Origin of the sequence: Skermanella pratensis, from assembly GCF_008843145.1 — a bacterium.
Taxonomy (GTDB): Bacteria; Pseudomonadota; Alphaproteobacteria; order Azospirillales; family Azospirillaceae; genus Skermanella; species Skermanella pratensis.
Map to the genome: position 1 here is coordinate 5,506,615 of NZ_CP030265.1, position 18,312 is coordinate 5,524,926.

17 protein-coding genes and 1 tRNA gene are annotated in these 18,312 nt (G+C 69.6%); 12 read left to right on the forward strand and 6 right to left on the reverse strand.

Going from position 1 to position 18,312, the window contains the following annotated elements:
* Positions 1-37: 37 nt before the first annotated feature.
* On the forward strand, positions 38-1,282 hold the full coding sequence (locus DPR14_RS25320; RefSeq protein WP_246148577.1) for an MFS transporter: 1,245 nt from the start codon (positions 38-40) through the stop codon (positions 1,280-1,282).
* Between the two features lie 13 nt (positions 1,283-1,295).
* Here the strand turns inward: DPR14_RS25320 and DPR14_RS25325 are convergent, their stop codons facing one another.
* A complete protein-coding gene (locus tag DPR14_RS25325) occupies positions 1,296-1,811 on the reverse strand; it encodes a ferritin-like domain-containing protein (protein ID WP_158047620.1) in 516 nt (171 codons plus the stop codon).
* Positions 1,812-2,004: 193 nt separating this feature from the next.
* On the opposite strand from DPR14_RS25325, the gene DPR14_RS27610 reads away from it, so the two are divergent.
* The 3 genes from DPR14_RS27610 (at position 2,005) to DPR14_RS25335 (ending at position 4,086) form a co-directional block, all read left to right on the forward strand.
* The gene (locus tag DPR14_RS27610) at positions 2,005-2,160 is read left to right on the forward strand and encodes a hypothetical protein (RefSeq protein ID WP_192499160.1); all 156 of its coding nucleotides are present in this window, start codon (positions 2,005-2,007) and stop codon (positions 2,158-2,160) included.
* Positions 2,161-2,171: 11 nt separating this feature from the next.
* Positions 2,172-2,402, forward strand: coding sequence for a hypothetical protein (locus tag DPR14_RS25330; protein WP_158047621.1), 231 nt, complete (start codon positions 2,172-2,174; stop codon positions 2,400-2,402).
* 139 nt (positions 2,403-2,541) lie between these two features.
* Entirely contained in the window at positions 2,542-4,086 is a 1,545-nt protein-coding gene (locus DPR14_RS25335; protein WP_192499161.1) for an ATP-binding response regulator, read from the forward strand.
* Positions 4,087-4,095: 9 nt separating this feature from the next.
* On the opposite strand, the gene DPR14_RS25340 is transcribed toward DPR14_RS25335, so the two are convergent.
* Positions 4,096-5,214, reverse strand: coding sequence for a patatin-like phospholipase family protein (locus DPR14_RS25340; protein ID WP_158047623.1), 1,119 nt, complete (start codon positions 5,212-5,214; stop codon positions 4,096-4,098).
* Positions 5,215-5,446: 232 nt separating this feature from the next.
* Here DPR14_RS25340 and DPR14_RS25345 point away from each other — a divergent pair, with 232 nt between their 5' ends.
* From DPR14_RS25345 to DPR14_RS25360, 4 genes are all read left to right on the forward strand, one after another.
* On the forward strand, positions 5,447-5,698 hold the full coding sequence (locus DPR14_RS25345; RefSeq protein WP_211103874.1) for a hypothetical protein: 252 nt from the start codon (positions 5,447-5,449) through the stop codon (positions 5,696-5,698).
* A 92-nt stretch (positions 5,699-5,790) separates the two neighbouring features.
* On the forward strand, positions 5,791-6,837 hold the full coding sequence (locus DPR14_RS28525; protein ID WP_158047624.1) for an ATP-binding protein: 1,047 nt from the start codon (positions 5,791-5,793) through the stop codon (positions 6,835-6,837).
* Positions 6,834-7,835 carry a nucleotidyltransferase family protein gene (locus DPR14_RS25355; RefSeq protein WP_192499162.1) on the forward strand — a complete coding sequence of 334 codons (1,002 nt, stop codon included), beginning with the start codon at positions 6,834-6,836 and terminating at the stop codon, positions 7,833-7,835. The genes DPR14_RS28525 and DPR14_RS25355 overlap by 4 nt, the downstream gene beginning before the upstream one ends.
* Before the next feature lie 370 nt (positions 7,836-8,205).
* On the forward strand, positions 8,206-8,559 hold the full coding sequence (locus DPR14_RS25360) for a cupin domain-containing protein (RefSeq protein WP_158047626.1): 354 nt from the start codon (positions 8,206-8,208) through the stop codon (positions 8,557-8,559).
* A gap of 293 nt (positions 8,560-8,852) precedes the next feature.
* On the opposite strand, the gene DPR14_RS25365 is transcribed toward DPR14_RS25360, so the two are convergent.
* The gene (locus DPR14_RS25365; RefSeq protein ID WP_192499163.1) at positions 8,853-9,632 is read right to left on the reverse strand and encodes a M48 family metallopeptidase; all 780 of its coding nucleotides are present in this window, start codon (positions 9,630-9,632) and stop codon (positions 8,853-8,855) included.
* A gap of 165 nt (positions 9,633-9,797) precedes the next feature.
* Between DPR14_RS25365 and DPR14_RS25370 the strand changes: the two genes are divergently transcribed.
* The 3 genes from DPR14_RS25370 (at position 9,798) to DPR14_RS25380 (ending at position 11,901) form a co-directional block, all read left to right on the forward strand.
* Positions 9,798-10,490, forward strand: a complete 693-nt coding sequence (locus DPR14_RS25370) for an SGNH/GDSL hydrolase family protein (protein WP_211103875.1) — start codon at positions 9,798-9,800, stop codon at positions 10,488-10,490.
* A 99-nt stretch (positions 10,491-10,589) separates the two neighbouring features.
* Positions 10,590-10,666 (forward strand) — tRNA-Arg (locus DPR14_RS25375).
* A gap of 395 nt (positions 10,667-11,061) precedes the next feature.
* Positions 11,062-11,901, forward strand: coding sequence for a glutamine amidotransferase-related protein (locus tag DPR14_RS25380; protein ID WP_192499164.1), 840 nt, complete (start codon positions 11,062-11,064; stop codon positions 11,899-11,901).
* 39 nt (positions 11,902-11,940) lie between these two features.
* Here DPR14_RS25380 and DPR14_RS25385 read toward each other — a convergent pair whose 3' ends face one another.
* The 3 genes from DPR14_RS25385 to DPR14_RS25395 all read right to left on the reverse strand — a co-directional run bounded on the left by DPR14_RS25385 (position 11,941) and on the right by DPR14_RS25395 (position 16,359).
* Positions 11,941-12,960: a hypothetical protein gene (locus tag DPR14_RS25385; protein WP_158047629.1), complete on the reverse strand. Its 1,020-nt coding sequence runs from the start codon at positions 12,958-12,960 to the stop codon at positions 11,941-11,943.
* 95 nt (positions 12,961-13,055) lie between these two features.
* On the reverse strand, positions 13,056-14,564 hold the full coding sequence (locus DPR14_RS27615; protein WP_192499165.1) for a hypothetical protein: 1,509 nt from the start codon (positions 14,562-14,564) through the stop codon (positions 13,056-13,058).
* Positions 14,565-14,718: 154 nt separating this feature from the next.
* Positions 14,719-16,359 carry a sensor domain-containing phosphodiesterase gene (locus DPR14_RS25395; RefSeq protein WP_158047630.1) on the reverse strand — a complete coding sequence of 547 codons (1,641 nt, stop codon included), beginning with the start codon at positions 16,357-16,359 and terminating at the stop codon, positions 14,719-14,721.
* Between the two features lie 248 nt (positions 16,360-16,607).
* On the opposite strand from DPR14_RS25395, the gene DPR14_RS25400 reads away from it, so the two are divergent.
* Positions 16,608-18,296 carry a methyl-accepting chemotaxis protein gene (locus DPR14_RS25400; RefSeq protein ID WP_246148579.1) on the forward strand — a complete coding sequence of 563 codons (1,689 nt, stop codon included), beginning with the start codon at positions 16,608-16,610 and terminating at the stop codon, positions 18,294-18,296.
* Positions 18,297-18,312: the final 16 nt, after the last annotated feature.

The following is an 18,312-nucleotide window of genomic DNA, read 5'->3' on the forward strand; positions in this document are numbered from 1 at the left end:
GGTGGCGTCCCACATCATGCTCATGCAAGGGATAATCATGCCGGGTGGAAAAATGCCGGCGGCCCTGACGCGGATCCTGGTCGGACGCGGACTGCGGTCGTTCGCCGACGGCTTCGTGGCGCTTCTGCTGCCGATCCACCTGTCGCGGCTCGGCTACGGCCCGGCGGAAGTCGGGCTGGTCGCGACCGCGACCCTGCTGGGATCGGCGGCGCTGACCCTGGGCCTGGGCTTGGCCGGGCACCGGATGCCGCTGGGCCGCGCGCTGGCCGGGGCGGCAATGCTGATGGCGGCCACGGGGCTCGGCTTCGCGGGGATCGAGGCTTTCTGGCCGCTGCTGCTCGTCGCCTTCGTCGGGACGATCAACCCGTCGAGCGGCGACGTCAGCGTTTTCCTGCCGCTGGAGCACACGCTGATCGCGCATCTGGTGGGCGACACGGAGCGGACGGCGGTGTTCGCGCGCTACAGCCTGGTCGGGTCGGTCGGGTCGGCGCTGGGGGCGCTGTCGATCGGCACGCTGCACTGGTTCGACCGGGCGGCGCCGGGTGCCGCGACCCAGGTGCTGTTCGCGCTGTACGGCGCCCTCGGGCTCGTCACGCTGCTGCTCTACGCCCGGATGCCTGCGGCGGCGCCGGCGGCGGCGACCGCGCCGGGGAGTGGCGGCTCCCTCGGCCCGTCGCGCCGGCGGGTCTGGGGCTTGGCGGCCCTGTTCTCGGTCGATTCCTTCGGCGGCGGCTTCGTCGTGAACTCCCTGCTTGCGCTGTGGCTGTTCGAGCGGTTCGGGCTGTCGGTCGCCACCGCCGGGACGATCTTCTTCGTGACCGGGCTGTGCTCGGCCGTCTCGTATCTGGTGGCGGTCAGGCTGGCGCGTCGGATCGGGCTGGTCAACACCATGGTCTTCACCCACCTGCCGGCCAATGTCCTGCTGATCCTGGCGGCCTTCGCGCCGTCGCTGCCGGTCGCGGTAACCTTCCTGGTGCTGCGCAGCCTGCTGTCCCAGATGGACGTGCCGGCGCGCACCTCCTACGTGATGGCGATCGTGGAGCCCGCCGAGCGGCCGGCCGCGGCCAGCCTGACGGCGGTGCCGCGCAGCCTGGCCTCCGCCCTGTCGCCGGCCCTGGCGGGAGTGATGCTGGGAGCCGGCAGCTTCGGCTGGCCGCTGGTCTGCGCCGGCGCCCTCAAGATCGCCTACGACCTTGCGCTGCTCGCGTGCTTCCACGCGGTCAGGCCCCCGGAGGAGCGGAATCCTCCGGGGGCCTCGGACCGGGCAGGTTCGCGGCCGTGACCGCTGAAGCGGATCAGATCTTGGCCGATTCGCCGCGCGCGCCGATCTCGATGTACTTGCGGGTGATCGGCTCGACCAGGTCGGCGACCTGGCGGGCCATCGTGACTTCCTCATCCAGGGACTGGCGGAGGCCGGTCAGGTTGCTGAAGCCGGCGGCTTCGCCCATCACCAGCAGGGACTTGTAGGAGGCGATCTCGTAGTTTTCGAACGCGGTGTTCGCCAGCATGTTCTTGATGATCTCGTCCGACGCGACGGAATGCGCGATCGCGGCGGCGTTGCCCATGAAGCCCTGGACGGCTTCCTTGAGGGCGGACGGGCTGTCGCCGAGTTGGCTCATCACCTCTTCGAGGCGGACGCGCTGCTGCTCGGTTTCCTGGATGTGGCGGCGCAGGATCTGCTCGAGTTCCGGATAGTTCTCCAGCCGCTCCACCTGCCGGTTCATGATCTGAAGCGCCTGCTGCTCGAGGGCATGGGCGTTGTGCAGGCCGGTCGTGAAGATATCGCGCGCGGCATCCGTAGTCGAAGCCATGGTAGGAACCCTCCGTTGGTGTATCTGGGGGCATCAACCGGTCGGGGTCTTGGGTGGTTCCCGATGAATCCGGGTGATTTTCAGCCGCTCCCGCCTGTCGGGGACTCTTGGAGCCCGCCCCCTTTCCATAACGGCCCGCAGCGATACATCACTTTATTACCCAAGGTCATGCCCCGCATCAAGGAGGAGCACCATGCTGCCACTTCCCCTGCCGCCTAATCCGTTGAATCCATTCGGCATTGTGTCCGGCGCCGTCGCGGTCACCGCGACCGTGGCGGGACTGGGCATCGGACTGGCGCTCGGCGCCGCGATGCTCGCCGCCGGTTCCGCGATGTCCCGCAGCCGCTGAGGAGACCTGCCATGATCCGGACCATGATGAACAGCGCCGTGCATTTCGGCGGCGGGATCCTCCTGGGCGTGCTGACGATTTTCGCCCTCAAGGGAATGGCGGACATCAACGACGACCGGACGGGCGGCGGGCTGGACCGGGGGCTGGACCGGGGAATGGGCCGGGGGATGGGCGGAACGGGAACCGCGCCGCCTCCCGATTCCACCGCGGGCCGCGGCTTCGACAAGGCCGAGGGCATCTGAGGCCGGGACCGCCCGGTCCGGGAATTCCACCGTTCGGGCATGACCAACCGGCGTAATACGTTGGCGTCGTATCCCGGAGGATGTCCGGGGTGGATTAATGCCCATCGGACCAACGACCGGCGGTTCCCGAAAGCACGCCATGCCGATATCGGATCTCCTGGCCGAGTATTTCACGGTGACCGGCGACGTCATCATGGTGACGGAGACGGGGCCCCTGGACGAACCCGGCCCGTTGATCACCTACGTGAGTCCCGCCTTCGAGCGCCTGACCGGCTATCCCGCCGAGCACGCCGTGGGCCGGTCGCCGCGGTTCCTGCAGGGCGGCGGGACCGACCGGGCCGCTCTGGCGCGCATCCGGAGCGCGCTCGAGCGGCGCCAGCCCATCCGGGAGGACCTGCTCAACTATCGTCCCGACGGCAGTCCCTTCTGGATCGAGCTGGCCATCCATCCCATCACCGACGCGCGTGGAAAGCTCCAGTGCTTCCTGAGCGTGCTGCACGACATCACGGAGCGGAAGCGCATCGAGGCCATGCTCCGGGACGCCGAGAGCGAGGCGCGGCAGGCCCGCCGGGTGGCCGAGGAGGCCACTCTGTCGCGGTCCAGGTTCTTCGCCGCGGCGAGCCACGACCTGCGCCAGCCCTATCAGGCGATCCGGCTGCTCCACCAGCTCCTGGCGGACCGGCTGGAGGACCCCGCCCAGCGCGCCCTCTCCGAGAAGCTGGGGGAGGCGATCCAGGCGGGAGAGTCCCTGCTGAACGTCCTGCTGGACGTCTCCGCGCTGGAGGCGGGAACCATCCTGCCGCGCATGGACGACGTCGCGGTGGACGTCCTGCTGACCCGGCTCGCCCACGAGATGGAACCGCAGGCCCAGGCGGCCGGCCTGCGGTTCCGGGTCCACCCGTGCCGGGCCTCGGTGCGGAGCGATCCGGTGCTGCTCCAGCGGATGATCTCCAACCTTCTCAGCAACGCCCTGCGCTACACGCCGTCCGGAGGCATCCTGCTCGGCTGCCGGCGGCGGGGCGACGCGGTCCGCATCGAGGTCTGGGACACCGGGATCGGGATTCCGGAACACCGCCTCGGCGAGGTGTTCGAGGATTTCATCCAGCTCGGCAACCCCGAGCGCGACAGGACCCGGGGCCTGGGGCTGGGGCTCGCGGTGGTGGCGCGCATGGCGAAGCTGCTGGACCATCCGGTCGAGGTCCGCTCCGTGCCGGGACGCGGCTCGATGTTCGCCGTGACGGTGCCGCTGGCGGAACCCCGCGCCGCCGCCGCTTCACACGCCGCGGCCATGCCCGGGAAGCGCAGCCTGGAGGGCGGGACCGCCGTCGTGGTCGACGACGATCCCATCGTCCTGGAGAGCCTTGGCCTGGTGGTCGAGAGCTGGGGCATGTCGGCGGTCCGCGTCGCCAGCCTGGACGAGCTGCCCGCAGCGCTGGCCCGCGTCTCCCGCCCTCCCGACCTGATCCTGGCGGATTACCGGCTCCAGGGCGACCGCAGCGGGTCCGACGCCGTGGAGATGGTTCGAAGCCATTACGGGACGACGGTCCCGGCGCTGCTGCTGACCGGGGACACCCATCCCGACCGGCTCCGGGAGGCGGCGGCCCACGGCTACCGCCTCCTGCACAAGCCGATCCATCCCGGCGTGCTGCGGGAGCAGGTGGAACTGCTGCTCGCTCCGGCCTGACGGCCCGGGTCAGGCCACCTTGCCGAGCGGGAGCGGGGCCGCCCCGTCCCCGTCCGCACCGGCCTCGGCCGCCGCGCGGGCGTCATCCGAATCCACGGGGACATAGTCGTACCGGCCCTTCGGTGCCGGCCCGTTCCGCAGCGATGCCAGCCCGGACTCCATGTCGCGCCGGCCGGCGGCCCGGCGGTCGCGGACCGACCCGGGCGAGAAGTCCAGCGTCTTGACCGCCAGTTCGTGGGCAGCCGCCTGGTAGGCCAGATGGAGCAGCCGGGCCGACGGGCCGTCCGGATCCTGCCGCTCCATCAGGGCGAACTCGCGCCGGAGGGCGGCGACGCTGCGCCGGGTGGCGCTGGCGAACACGATGTCCTGGGTGCGTTCGAGCACGGCGTCCAGCGAGGCGGGCCGCGGGCTGCGCAGGCTGAACAGGTCGACCGCGACGACGGTCAGGTCGCGGCGGAGCGGTTCCCGGAACGGGTAGTCGAGCGGCAGGTTGTTGGTGTAGCCGGGATCGCACAGCAGCCGGCCGCCGATCTCGACCGGCGGGAAGAGCGGGGTGATGGCGGTGCTGGCCAGGATGTGCTCCGGACCGATCCGGTCGCGGGCGGTGTCGAAATAGACTTCGTCGCCGGTCTCCAGATCGACGCAGGCGGCCGTGAACCGGACCTCCCCGCCGTTGAGCCGGTCGAAATCCACCAGGCGCTCCAGGGTCGCGCGCAGCGGCGCCGTGTCGTACAGGGCGATGTCGTTCGGAACCCACGGCAACGCCGACCACAGGCCGGGATAGCGGTGCCGGAAGATGTTCGGCCGGCCGAACATCGCCGCCAGGGCCGCGTTCATGCCGTTGTAGATCTGGCGCGGCTTGGCCCCGGGGAAGAGCGGCATGCGGGAGGTCGGCAGGGTGGCCTCCTCCCAGAAGCGGGCCAGCTTCGCGTTCCTGTCCTCCGGCGCGTTGCCCGCCAGGATGGCGCCGGTGATCGCCCCCACCGAGGCGCCGATGATCCAGCCGGGGCGAACCCCCTGCTCGTGCAGCTCCTCGTAGGCGCCCGCCAGATAGGCGCCCAGCGCGTTGCCGCCGCCGAGGACAAGCGCGATATCCCGGTTTCCGCCCGGGATGGAGGATAAAGGCATTTCCGATTCCTTGTGCATTCCTGAAAGGTCGAGGATGTTGGTCCGCGATGCGACTTCGCACCTGCGAGATGGCGACCGCGGAGGCAACCGGCAAGGGCCGGCGTCGTTCCAAGGGGCTAGCCCCGACGCCATGGCCGCTCCGTCCTTGTTCCTTAAAAATTTATTTAAATTCTGGATTAGCCTCGATCGCGTAGGAGAACCCGTTGAAACATCCAATGACAGGAGTTGCGCGATGGAGAACGACGATCTGGAGAAAGGCGCGGGCGACAAGCTCGAGATGGAGCGGCGGAAGTTCCTGGGTCAATGCGGGCGCTTCGCGATCGCCACGCCGCCGGCCATCACCCTGCTGATGTCGACCAGCCTGACGTCGCAGGCGATCGCCAAGTCGGGCGGCAAGGGCCACCCCAACAACGGGTACGGCAACGGCCCGCGTGACGGCGTCCCCGGAAAGTCCTGGAAGAACCACGGCGACAAGTACCGCTGAAGACTCCCGGCCCCGTTTCGAGACGCACCAGCGCATGGAAACCATCTGATGATCGCCGAGGGCGTATCTCTTGCCTTCATCGGGGGCACAAGGTGCTCTTCAACGAGGCCAGGCAGGAACTGTTCGAGCTGGACGACGGGATGGCGTTCGTCTGGAACCGCCTGACCGAAGGGACCGCGATCGACCGCATCGCCGAAGAGGTGGCCGGTCGCGGCCTGCCCGACGGGCAGGTGCGCGCCTGGCTGGACCATGCCGTCTCCGAATGGACCCGCCTGGGGCTGCTCCGGTCGCCGGCCCTCCGCCAGCGCCTGGGGATCGGCGGGGCATGCATCGAGATCCGCTACGCGACCGCCGCCCTCGCGGAGTTCGCGGCACCGGACTTCAGGCATCTGGAGGCGGCGGAGACGGCGGAGAGCGGTCAGGACGGTCGGGTCCCGGATTGCCGACTCGACCTGGCGGAGGAGGACGGCGCGGTCATGATCCGCCGCGGCGCGGTCGATTTGGCGACCTGCCGGCGGGACGAGATCATACCCGCCCTGAGGGGAGCCCTCACCCTGGAGGCGCTCGGACGGGGACGCTACGAGGTGGCGCTCCATGCCGCGACGGTCGCCGCAGGCGGCCATGCCCTTCTGCTCAGCGGCTGCCCGGGAGCCGGCAAATCGACGCTGGCCGTGGCGCTGGCCCATTCCGGCCTGGGCCTCGCGGGGGACGACGTCGCCCTGCTCGGCGCCGACGGGCGGGTGACGGGGCTGCGGTTCGCGCCGGCGCTCAAGCCCGGGTCCTGGCCGCTGCTGGCGGGGATGCGCCCCGACCTGTTCGACCTGCCGGTCCATGTCCGGTACGACAGCCAGCGGGTCCGCTTTCTCGACGGCGTGCCTGCCGCCGGCGACGGCCCGCTTCCGGTCCGCTGGATCGTCAGCCTCGACCGCCGCGACGGGACCGAACCCGCGCTGCGGCCGCTGGACCCGCTGGAAACCCTGCGCGACCTGATCGGCGGCGCCGCCTCCGCCGACGACCGCCTGGGCACGGACGCTTTCCAGGCCCTGGCCCGCACGCTGGATGCGGCCGGGTGCCATCGGCTCACCTATTCGCGGCTCGACGACGCCGTGGCCCTGCTGGTCGGATTATGCGGATCATGACGAAGATGCCTGCCGCTTCCCGGTTCGACGCCCTGGTCTCCTGCCTTCGGGGACGACCGCCGGCCGATGCCGATTGGGTCGGCGTGGTCGAGGAGGCGAACCGCTATCTGGTCGTTCCCGCCGTCCGGGCCGCGCTGAGCGGATGGACCGGGCCGGAGGTTCCGCAGGACGTCCGGGACTACCTGGACTTCATCCACGGGCGGAACCACGAGCGGAACCTCCGGCTGCGCGCCCAGGCGGTCGAGGCGGTCGAGGCGCTGAACCGCCGCGGCATCGTGCCGACCCTGCTGAAGGGAGCCTGCACGCTGCTGACCGCGGCCGAGGACCGGCTTGGCGAACGCATCCTGTGCGACCTGGACATCCTGGTCCCGGAGGACGGGGTCCCGGCCGCTCTGTCCTGCCTGTCGGCGATCGGCTACGAGGTCCAGCCCGGCGAGGCCCAGGACCACGCGCCAGCGGCGCTGGCGCGCCGGCGGGACGTCGGGATGATCGACCTGCATGTCCGGCCGCCCGGTCCGGCCAGGTTCCACCACCCCGGCAGGCTCGCCCGGAGCGGCCGCGTCCTGGCGGTCGGGACGGCGGGCCGGGCCGTGCTGCCGAGCCCGGAGTTCCGCGCCCTGCACCTGATCGCGCACGACATGTTCCACGACAAGCTCTACCTGCGCGGAGACTTCGAGCTGAGGCGGCTCGTCGACCTGGACGGGATCGTCAGGGCCCATCCCGGCCTCGACTGGAACGAGGTCGCCGCCCTGCTGGACGGCCGCGAGGCCCGGCACGCCCTGGAGGCCCAGCTGGTGGCGCTGAGGTCGCTGTTCGGCGCCGACGTCCCCGCCGTCCCGTTCAGCCACGCCGTTCCCCATTTCCAGCACTGGCGCCGCCTGCAGCAGGCCCGGCACCCGGGTTTCAGGACGCTTCTGCGGGGGATCTACCGGTCGTCGCGGCGGCTGGGGGGCGGCGGGACGCGGGGTTTGCTGACGGAGCCCCCCGGGGGACTGTAAGCAAACGTCTACAAACGGGGTGGCGTCGGGCTGGCGGCGCCCTCATGGCATCCGGACCGGACCCGACCCGACCGGCGCTTCCCGCGGGAAGCGATGCCGACATCACTCCCCCGGAACATGTCAGCATCCGTCATGAAAAGCCGGCGCGCCGAGTGCGGGGTGCCGGCCCCGGAAGGGTGCCGTGTGTTCTTCGTATTCACGCTCCAAAGATCCGGCACCGGGGTGCGGAGCGAATTCTGGCACGAAGTCATGAAGGAATACTTTCCTTCGTAATGGAGAAGGGTTGTCCGGAGACTTTGCGCCGTGGACAATCGCCGGCGGCGGCTCCAACCTTCCGGCCCCGAAGCCGCGACCACGAAGGAGACCGGACATGACGGAACCCGTCAACCTCGCCCGGAAGCTTAGTCTGTTCCAGGATCACTGGTCGCCCAGGATCATCGCCGGCTTCAACGGTCACGACGTCATGGTGGTGAAGGCCGAGGGGGAGTTCGTGTGGCACTCCCACCCGGATACCGACGACTTTTTCCTGGTCCTGAAGGGCGACCTCACGATCGAGCTTCGGGACTCGGAGGTCAAGCTGGGTCCCGGCGATCTCTACATCGTCCCGAAGGGCGTGGAACATCGGCCGGTCGCCCATGGCGAGGTCCACCTGCTGCTCATCGAGCCGCACGGCACGCCCAACACGGGCGACGAGGCCACCGCCGCGAAGAAGGTGCCCGTCTAGTACTACAGCCTGCCGTTCCAATCGTCGCGATGCGTTGGGTTACGGGCTCAACCTACGGTTTGACGAGGAGCGGCAGTGATGCCGGCCGTCGACCGTAGGTTCTGCCCGTGGCCCAACGCATGGGACCGGCTGTCCCGGCCAAATCAACCTGATCGGGCACCGCTTCAGCGGTCCTGCACGGCAATTCTTGATGAGTTCGGCGGAGCGTCGATGCAGGGCGTCATCGAACTTCCGGGTTGCCGGGTAACCCATCGTAGCGCGCAGGTCCCGCCGACGCCCCTACCATGGCTGTCTCAGCCGTTCCGCAGAACCTGGGGCAGGATCTGCTCCAGCGCTTCGATGCGCGCCCTGGGCGCCGGGTGGGTGGAGATGAAGGCGGGCGCCGTCCGTCCCCCGGCGCGCTCCATCAGCCGCCACAGTTCCACCGCCTCCCGGGGGTCGAAGCGCGCCTTGGCCATGGTCAGCAGCCCGAGTTCGTCCGCCTCCAGTTCCTGGCGCCGCGAGTATGGCAGTTCCAGCCCGAACTCCACCCCGACGCCGAGCAGCGCCGCGATCTGGTTGGCGTAGGCCACGTCCCCGATCTGGAGCGCCGCGCTGACCAGTTGCAGACCGAACTGCTTGGCCGCCGCGACGCTCAGCCGTTCCTGGGAGTGCTCGGCCTGGTTATGCCCGATCTCGTGGCCGATGACGGCGGCAAGCTGGTCCTCGTTGGCGGCGACCCGGAACATGCCTTCGAACACGCCGATCTTGCCGCCGGGCAGGGCGAAGGCGTTGGGCTCGTCGCGGGCGAAGACGACCATTTCCCACCGGGCGGGGTCCTCGCCGGCCGCCTGGAGCAGGCGCCGGCCGATCGCCTGGAGGACCTGCTGCAGGTCCCGGGCCTGCGATACCGGCGTCTGCGCCCGGATGCGTTGCCAGCTTTCCACCCCGAGCCGGCGGACGGTCTCGTCGGAAACGAGCTGGATCGGAAAGCCGCCGATCTCGTCGCAGCCGGCGACCAGCGGCGCCGCGGCCACGCCGGCAAGCAGGCCGAGCATGCGGCGGCGGTCGAGCGGCGGGGAGCAGGAGCACATGGGATGGCACATCGTCTGACGGTGGAGTAAGGCGGAGCGGAGCGAAGTGATGCGGGGCCAAGCAACCAACGGGCGGACGGGCATACCGGTTGCGTGGGCCGTTTCCAGCGCTCAGGTCCTTCCGGGAGCGTTCGCCCGGTCGGACTGTTGGCCCGGGGGCTGAGAATGCCATCGCCGTCATCGACCTGGAAGGGAGACATGCCCATGGGCCATCTGGTGCTGCTCGGAGATTCCGTGTTCGACAATGCCGCCTATGTCGGGGGCGGACCCGACGTGGTGGCGCAGCTGCGCGACCGTCTGCCGGCCGGCTGGCGGGCGACGCTGCGGGCGGTGGACGGCAGCGTGATCGGCGGTGTGGAACGGCAGCTCGACCGGCTTCCGGCGGACGCGAGCCATCTGGTCGTCAGCACCGGCGGCAACGACGCGCTGGGCTATGCAAGCGTGCTGGAGGCCGGGGCGCGGTCGGTGGCGGAGGCGGTGGACAGGCTCGCCACCATCCGGGAGCGGTTCGGGCGGGATTATGAAGCCATGCTCGACCGGGTGCTGGAACGCGGCCTTCCCACGGCCGTCTGCACCATCTACGACACCCGGATACCGGAACCGCGCCGGCGTCTGGTGGTGACGGCGCTGTGCCTGCTGAACGACCGCATAACCCGCGCCGCCTTCGCGCGCGGGCTGCCGCTGGTCGACCTGCGCCTCGTCTGCGACCGGGACGAGGACTATGCGAACCCCATCGAGCCGTCGGTGCGCGGCGGGGAGAAGATCGCGGCGGCGATCGCCGGGCTGGCGGTCGGGCCGATGTCGGGGGAGCTTGGCGGCGGCGGCGGCGGGAGCCGGTCGGTGGTGGCGGTGCGGTGAACGGGGGCGGGGGTGGCCGGTGTTTCGGGAGGTATGAGAAAACACGCCCACCAGGCATTGCGCGGCGGCTTGGCATGGGCTATGGTCCTCCCCGTCGCTGGACCCGTAGCTCAGCTGGATAGAGCGCTGCCCTCCGAAGGCAGAGGTCGTACGTTCGAATCGTATCGGGTCCGCCATCGAATTCAAGGGCTTAGCTGGCAACCAGCTAAGCCCTTTTGATTTTCAGCAATCGCATGATCATCTAATGGATACACAAGGCCTGCGATGTCGCGGGTCGCGTGGAACCGAGGCTGAGAACACCTCAGCCCAAGGCGCAACATTGATTTGAGTTTCATGCCCGCCGCTCCAGATCGTTAGCCGAGACGCCTGTCGGGCATTCCGGGGAAACAAACCTGCCCGGTGAAACAAACCTGTTTGTCCAGGATCCGAACCACGGCCTCCCGGAGGATCATCCGGAAAGCCGCCGCGGATAGTCCGGTTCAGCGTTCCGTGACAACCAGTGCCGGCGCACCTTTTGGCGTGGCGTCTGTTTGCCTTTCAAAAGTCCGCTGAAGCCAGAGATTGGATACCCGTGTCCCTTCACCTCCTGATCGTCGCCAGCGAAACGCCGGATCAAGCCGAAGCGCGCCGCCAATCCGTTGGGGCTGCGTCGCACGAGACCTATGCATCGACCGTACGCTCGCTCGCCGAGGGCGCTTCCATCGATTTCGCGTCCTGTGTCGATGGATCGAGAACGCCTTCGATCCCCGAGCTTCGTCGATATGATGGCATCTTCTTCGCCGGCTCTCCGATCCAGATGCACGAGGATACCGGGGAAAGCCGTTCGGCCGCTCGTTTCGCGACGGACGTATTTGAGTCCGGAACGCCCGCGTTCGGATCATGCGCCGGTCTGCAGATCGCGGCCGTCGCGGCAGGAGGGACGTGCAAGCCGCGCGAAACGATGATGGAGGCCGGATTCGCGCGAGGGATCACGGCAACGGAAGCCGGGCGTGATCATCCGCTCCTGCAGGGGCGGCCGATCGTCTGGGACGCTCCGGCCATGCATTTCAGCGTCATCGACACCATGCCGGAAGGCGGTGTCGTCCTGGCAAGGACGAAGAGCACGCCGATCGAAGCCGCGGAGATCAGGTCGCAGAACGGGATTTTCTGGGGCGTGCAGTATCATCCCGAGCTGACGATCGGCGAGATCGCCGCATCCCTTCGCAGACAGACGGACGACCTCATCGCGCAGGACATGGCAAGGGATCGCGTGGCCATCGAGTTTTACGCAGCTTTGCTCGACGAACTGCACGACGACGCTACGCGCAGGGACATTGCCTGGCGGATCGGGATCGACGACGAGATCATCGACGAAAAAAAACGCACGAGCGAGCTGCGCAGCTTTCTGCGTCTGCTGGAGCGGCGAGCGTGAACCCGCTTCCGCTCAGGATATCGCCCGCCCCCTATCCCTTCACCCCTCCTCCTGCAAGGCGTTGAACACCGTGCTCTGCCGTCGGTAGAGGCTGGCGGCGTCGGCGTGGAAGCGGCCGCATTCGTCCTTCGGGACCAGGGGGAGGATGCGCAGCGTGGTCAGAGCCAGGGCGGGGTCGGCGGTGCTGCCCGGCCAGTTGCTCCAGAGGTCGCAGACCGGCTGCCAGCCGTCGAGCAGCCAGGCCAGGCGGTCGACCGCCTGCCTGAAGGCGGGGCCGCGCGAGTCCCAGTCTTCCAGAAGGGGGCCGGGGTCCGCCGTCATGGCATCGACGTGCCGGATCAGGTCCTCGCCGATCGCCACGGTCAGCCGGGCGACGTCGGCGATCAGCACGGTCGCGTCGCCGCCGGCGCCCTCGATGCGGGCGGCAAAGTCGCGCACCCGGGCGAACAGGGTGCGGAGCGGCCCCCGGCCGCCCTCGGCATCGACGCCGAGCGGGAGGGCGAGGGAGGCGGCCTTCTGGATGCGGTCGAACAGGTTCTCGGGTTGCAGGGCGGCACGGGCGGCGACCTTGCCCGCAGCCGTCGCCAGCAGCAGCGGGGTCATGGGATAGCCGTTGACGGTCAGGCCGGGCGACGGGATCAGGCGGCGCAGCAGGTGGAAGGCGGTCACCGTGGCGACCTGGGCGCGGTCGGCCAGCAGATCGTCGGCGTCCTGGAGCATGGCCTCGCCGGCGAGGCCGCTGCGGGCGACCCGGTAGGCCGCGACCTGGATGCGCTCGGGCGTGACCGCCAGGGTGGTCAGCACTTCGGCATGAAGCGTCAGGTCGTGCAGGTTCAGGCGCAGTATGTCGGGGAGCGCGCGCCACGGCAGGATATAGACGCCGCGGCCGCCCGAAAAGCCGTAGACCAGCGCTTCGAGTTCGCCCTGGGCGCCCCGTCTGACGCGGGCATTGGCCAGGTCCGGCTTCTGGAACGGTACCGTGGCGCCGCGCTCCTCGAAGGTGGCGGGCACATGGTCGCCGGACAGGCGGGTCGTGAACGGCGGCAGGGTCTCGTTCATGGTGAGCGGCTCTTCGGAAAGGGATGCCGGACGATGATGCGCCCGAGGGATTGAAGAATTGCTTGCGGCTGGGCAACCGCACGTGGAAGGCCCGCCTACCCGCTCCGCGCCGGGGTGCAGCAGGACCGAACGATCTCCGACAGGAAAGCCTCCCGGGTCCGGGGGGCGGGCCGGCCGGTCGCGTCGACGAAGGCGGTCTGGAGAAAGGTCAGGACGCTTTCCTGGGGGCAGAGCGACTCGAAGGCGTGGGCCGCCCGCGCCGCGACGCGCAGCGCGCGGTCGGCCAATGCCGGGTCGGGAGCCGCGTCGGGCGGCGGGGCGGCGCCGGTGGAGGTACCGGTGGCGGTACCGGTGGAGGTACCGGTGGGGGAGCCGGAACCGGTATCGGGAACGGGACGCGCCAGGGCGGCGATCCGCCGCCGGGTCGCGGCCATCAGGCGCTCGACCGAGGCGGCGGTCATGTCCGCGAACCCGGCGCCGGCGCAGACCTCGCGGCCGACCGACAGCATCTCGACCGCCGCCGTCAGGGCCGCGACGAACTCCGATTCGTCCCCGGTCCGGGGCATGACGGGCAGGCGTTCGATCATCCCGTCCACGTTGGGCATCAGCCTGTCGCGGACCGTCGCCCCGAGGTCATCGCCCAGGCGCTCGGCGGCGGCCGTTCCGGCGCGGCCCATGGGCTGGGCGCGCAGCACGGCCAGCCGTTCGGCGGCCGGACGGAGCCCGCGCGCCAGCGCCGCGGGGTCCAGGTCGCGCGCCGCTTCCTCCGCGGTCTCCAGCCCGATGTCCTGGCGGGCGTCGTCGGCGGTGCAGCGCACGATGTCGGACAGGATGCGGACGACCTCCTTGGACCTGTGGCGGCCGAGCGCGGTGGCGAAGTCGGGGAAGGCGCCGCGCGACAGGGGGGAACGCGCCAGGGAGAGCAGCATGACATGCATGGCGCGAGCGTCGTCGGCGGCGGCGCGCAGGAATTCCGACACCGCCGGGTCGGCGCGGCCCCGCGCGAGGTCCTGGCGGATGCGCCAGAGGTCGAAGCGCAGTCCGATCGCCAGGTCCATCTCCGGAACGATGTCCCAGATGTCGGGATGGATGCGCTTGCCCACGTTGGCGATGGCGGGGTTGCCCACCGCCGCGGCGCGCATCGCCGACAGGGTCCCCCGGCCCGCCTCGAACAGGGGATGGTCGAGCGCGTCGCGGTCCGCCCGGAGCGGCAGCGGGAACTCCGCGGTCGGGCCGCGCAGCAGGCCGGAGACAGTCGCGGGCCTGGTCAGCAGCCGCCAGAACGGCATCAGGATGCGGCGGGGAATCAACCCGGCCGGGCGCAGCCGGGGGTTCCGGTCGGTCAGCAGGTCCTCGAACGGCAGGCAGAACAGCCGCATCGGCGTGATCACCTTGGGCGGCCGGGTCGCCCGCAGCCGGGGACGAAGCGCGTCCTCCAGCGCCGCGCGGGCGGGGGACGGCGGCAGTTCCGCCGAATACCGGTGGATCCGCTCGATGGTCCGGGCCGGCAGGGTCGCGATCTCCTCCGCCGTCGGCAGCACCATTCCGGGAACCGCGTCGGCGGAACCGGTGGCCGCCTTCAGGTCAAAGGGAGGGGCCTGCATCGGACCCGAACCTCTCCGCCCCATGCGCGGATCGGCACGGCGGCCCCTTCGCCTGCTTTCCGATCATTCTCCAGCCCGCTCCCCCGACAATTCATTAGAAAGCTTAGCGTGCATACTCTTATGTTCAGGTTAAGGGAAACGCCGGGTTTCGACCTCAACTCCAGCTCTCCATGACGCCCTGGCGCCGGCCGCGCAGGCGTGGCGACGCCACCGGCTCCAGCCGCTTCGGCGTCCAGACCGGCGTCGGCGCGGCCTTGCCGAACAGCCATCCCTGGCCCAGGGTGACGCCGATGCCGCGGAGGAAATCGCTTTGGGCGGCGGTTTCCACCATTTCGCCGATGGTCCCGATCTCCAGGTCGCCGCACAGCCGGACGAGTCCGCGCAGCAGGGTGTCGTCCCGGCGCGATCCGCCGATCCGCCTGATGTAGGAGCCGTCGATCTTCACCCCGTCGATGGCCAGCGCCTGGAGGTACTGGAAAGACGCGGCGCCGGCCCCGAAATCGTCGAGATACACGGCGAAGCCGCGCCGCCTGACCTCCTGGATCACCTGATCGGCCCGGGCCAGGTCGCGCAGCCGGGCGCTTTCCGTGATCTCCAGGGACAGCCGGCCGGCAAGGTCCCGGTTCTCGTCCAGCAGCGCCAGAAGCAGCCGGATGAACACGGAGTTCTCCAGCGACTGGCCGGAGAGATTGATGGCGAGGCGAAGCGGCCCGGTCCCGGGCTCCCGGTCCCGGGACCGCATGGCCGAGACCGACCGCGTGCAGACGGCGAAGTCGAACTTCTCGATGACGCCGATCTCCTCCGCGAACTGGACCTTCTCGAAGGGGCTGGTGCCGTCCGTGAAGCGGGCCAGGACCTCGAAATGGTGGAGCGCCCCGGTCGCCAACTCGACGATCGGCTGGAAGGACAGATCGAACTTCTCTTCCCGCACGACCTCCGCGAAGTCGTTCATGCGCCGGATCGCGGTATCCACCATCTGCTCGAAGGCCTGGGTCATCGAGCCGGGCAGCGCCGCCGCCGGACCCCGGGCGGAGAACCGGTTGACCGCGAAGCGGACCGCCTGCAGCAGTTCGTCCTGGCCCAGCCCTCCGGCGTCGAGCGCCATGTCATGGGTGCTGAGCCCGAGGTCGATCCCGTTGCGGGCCCCCTCCTCCGTGATGTCGGCCAAGCCCTTGCGCAGGATGGTCTCGCTGCCCCTGTGGGTGACCCCGAAACGCGCCTCCCCCAGCCGTGCCGCGGCGTTGCCGTCGACCGCCGAATTCCGCAGCAGGGTGCTGATCCGCTGCACCAGGGTATTGCACATGGCCGGATTGCTCTGCGCCAGCCCGACCAGCCCCGGCGCCTCGACGAGCGTCATGTTGGCGCCGGCCTCGCCCGCCTTGCAGGCGGCTTCGACGAAGTCCTCGATGCCGACGAGATCAGCGCCGGGATCGCCGGCGGCCGGAAGCGCCGTCAGAACGCAGGACAACCATTCCTGCGGTCCGGCCAGCCGGCAGGCGCTGAGCGACGCGCGCCGGGCCGGCTCCGATCCCGGGCCGGCAGCCGCCATGCGGACTTCCAGCGGTCCGGAGCGTCCCTGCGGGCCCAGGGCCGCCGCAAGGTCGCGGACGGCCTTCCGGTCCGCCGGGTCGAACAGGTCGAGCCAGTTCCTGCCGATCAGCTCGTCGTCGCGCCGATCCGTCAGGGTCAGGGCCGCGCCAAGGGCGAAGCGGATCTCGCCGCGATCCCCCACTTCGAACAGCAGATCGGCTGCCGCGAAAGCGAAGGAAATGAACCTCTGTAGTTGGCTTCTCATCGACCGTTCTCTATTAAACGCGACCCTTGGATTCTTCCCCCGATCCTAGTTGCTGAGTGCTACAAATTATAGAAATCATTGATATATACTTGGTAATAGGCAAACTTGATTAGCGTTCTGGACTTCTAGGTAAGATGGACGAAGATTAGACTGCCGGATCACAATAAGCATCTTAAGATTTTATTTTCTAAATCATGCTAACCTTAGGTTCGGCAGGGGAACGCCTCTCATCGAATCCAGAGGGCTTTATGAGCGCAGACGACAACAATCCTCCACGGCTCGCGTCGGACAGCCGATCCCGCCGCCTGGCCGTGTTCCAGCTGACCGACGCCGACATCGATCTGGTCCGCGAGCAGAGATCCTTTGCCGAACAGCGGCTCCCCGCGCTGCTGGAGCAGTGGCAGTCCCGTTTCGCCGCCTGGCCCGAGATCCAGTCCGCGCTGGCCAACCCTGCCGTCCATGACGTCCGGGTGCGGCACTGGGTCCGCGCCGTGTCCGGCCGGATCGACGACGACTTCATGCGGTCGGCGACGCAGCTCGCCCGGGCGTTCTACGACAACGGCGTGCCCGGCTACGCGGTGGCCATCTGCCACAGCATCGTGGTCACCGGCATCGTCGAGGAGCTGGGCCTGGAGACCGGGGGGCACGGTCTCGGCTCGCTGCTCCGGTCCGGCGACGCGGCCCGGAAGCTGGCGTTGCGCAACGCGCTGAACAAGCTGGCCTGGCTGGACCTGGAGCTGCTGCTGGAGACCTATGCCGAGGCCGAGGCGGAAACCAGGACCGCGGCGCTCCAGGCGATGGCGGAGACCGTGGAGCGGGAGGCCCGCTCGGCGGTCGAACGGGTCGCCGTCCATACCGGCGGCATGGCGCGGGAAGCCGAGGGCATGGCGGAGTCGGCGGAGCGGGTCGGCGCCAGTTCCCGCACCGTGGCCGCTGCGGCCAACCAGGCGCTCGCCAATGCCCAGACGGTCGCGGCCGCGACCGAGCAGCTGGCCGCCTCGATCCGCGAGATCACCGGCCAGGTGGCACATTCGGGTGCTGTGACCCGCCGCGCGGTCGAGAGCGGCGAACGCACCCAGGCGACCATCGGCTCGCTGTCCCAGGCGGTCGGCAAGATCGACGAGGTCGCCGAGCTGATCAGCGCCATAGCCGGCCAGACCAACCTGCTGGCGCTGAACGCGACGATCGAGGCGGCGCGGGCCGGCGAGGCCGGCAAGGGCTTCGCCGTCGTGGCCCAGGAAGTCAAGAACCTGGCCAACCAGACGGCGCGCTCGACCGAGGAGATCACCCGCCAGATCAGCGAGATCCAGAGCGTCACCGCGACCGCCGTCAGCGCCGTCGCGGAGATCGGCCAGACGATCGGCGAAATCGACCGGGTGTCCGGGGCGATCGCCGCGGCCATGGAGGAGCAGGCGGCGGCGACCCAGGAGATCAGCCGCAACGTCGCCGAGACCACGGTGGCCGCCCACGAGGTTTCGGTCCGCATTTCCGAGGTGTCGAGCGAGGTGGCCCAGACCGGCGAGCAGGCGGCGCAGGTGAAGGCCGGCTCCAGCGAGGTCGCGGTCAGCATCGACGACCTCCGCCGGGTCCTGGTCCGGGTCGTCCGCACGTCCACCGCCGAGGCGAACCGGCGGCGCGATGTGCGCTTCGACGTGGACGAACCCTGCTCGGTCGAGATCGGGTCCGACCGGCGGTCCGCCAGGATCGCGAACCTGTCCGAAGGCGGGGCGATGATCGCCGGAGTCACCGGCATCCGTGTCGGCACCCAGGGAGTCCTGGTGCTGGACCGCCGCGGCGTCCGGATGCGCTTCGACGTGCTGGACGGCGACGGCGGTGCGCTGCATGTCCGTTTCGCCGCCCAGGACATGGAGAATCCGCGCTTCAAGGCGGTGTTCGACACGATCACGGGCGGGCTGCTGCCGACCGCCGCCGCGTAAGGGACGGCACGGGGGC

Bases quoted from the DNA above. Each gene is read 5' to 3' on its own strand.
- DPR14_RS25360 (WP_158047626.1), top strand. From the start codon at position 8,206: ATGACGGAACCCGTCAACCTCGCCCGGAAGCTTAGTCTGTTCCAGGAT.
- DPR14_RS25340 (WP_158047623.1), bottom strand. From the start codon at position 5,214: ATGCCTTTATCCTCCATCCCGGGCGGAAACCGGGATATCGCGCTTGTC.
- DPR14_RS25345 (WP_211103874.1), top strand. From the start codon at position 5,447: ATGGAGAACGACGATCTGGAGAAAGGCGCGGGCGACAAGCTCGAGATG.
- DPR14_RS25320 (WP_246148577.1), top strand. From the start codon at position 38: ATGCCGGGTGGAAAAATGCCGGCGGCCCTGACGCGGATCCTGGTCGGA.
- DPR14_RS25365 (WP_192499163.1), bottom strand. From the start codon at position 9,632: ATGTGCTCCTGCTCCCCGCCGCTCGACCGCCGCCGCATGCTCGGCCTG.
- DPR14_RS25355 (WP_192499162.1), top strand. From the start codon at position 6,834: ATGACGAAGATGCCTGCCGCTTCCCGGTTCGACGCCCTGGTCTCCTGC.
- DPR14_RS25325 (WP_158047620.1), bottom strand. From the start codon at position 1,811: ATGGCTTCGACTACGGATGCCGCGCGCGATATCTTCACGACCGGCCTG.
- DPR14_RS25395 (WP_158047630.1), bottom strand. From the start codon at position 16,359: ATGAGAAGCCAACTACAGAGGTTCATTTCCTTCGCTTTCGCGGCAGCC.
- DPR14_RS25385 (WP_158047629.1), bottom strand. From the start codon at position 12,960: ATGAACGAGACCCTGCCGCCGTTCACGACCCGCCTGTCCGGCGACCAT.
- DPR14_RS25400 (WP_246148579.1), top strand. From the start codon at position 16,608: ATGAGCGCAGACGACAACAATCCTCCACGGCTCGCGTCGGACAGCCGA.
- DPR14_RS25330 (WP_158047621.1), top strand. From the start codon at position 2,172: ATGATCCGGACCATGATGAACAGCGCCGTGCATTTCGGCGGCGGGATC.
- DPR14_RS27615 (WP_192499165.1), bottom strand. From the start codon at position 14,564: ATGCAGGCCCCTCCCTTTGACCTGAAGGCGGCCACCGGTTCCGCCGAC.
- DPR14_RS25370 (WP_211103875.1), top strand. From the start codon at position 9,798: ATGCCATCGCCGTCATCGACCTGGAAGGGAGACATGCCCATGGGCCAT.
- DPR14_RS25335 (WP_192499161.1), top strand. From the start codon at position 2,542: ATGCCGATATCGGATCTCCTGGCCGAGTATTTCACGGTGACCGGCGAC.
- DPR14_RS27610 (WP_192499160.1), top strand. From the start codon at position 2,005: ATGCTGCCACTTCCCCTGCCGCCTAATCCGTTGAATCCATTCGGCATT.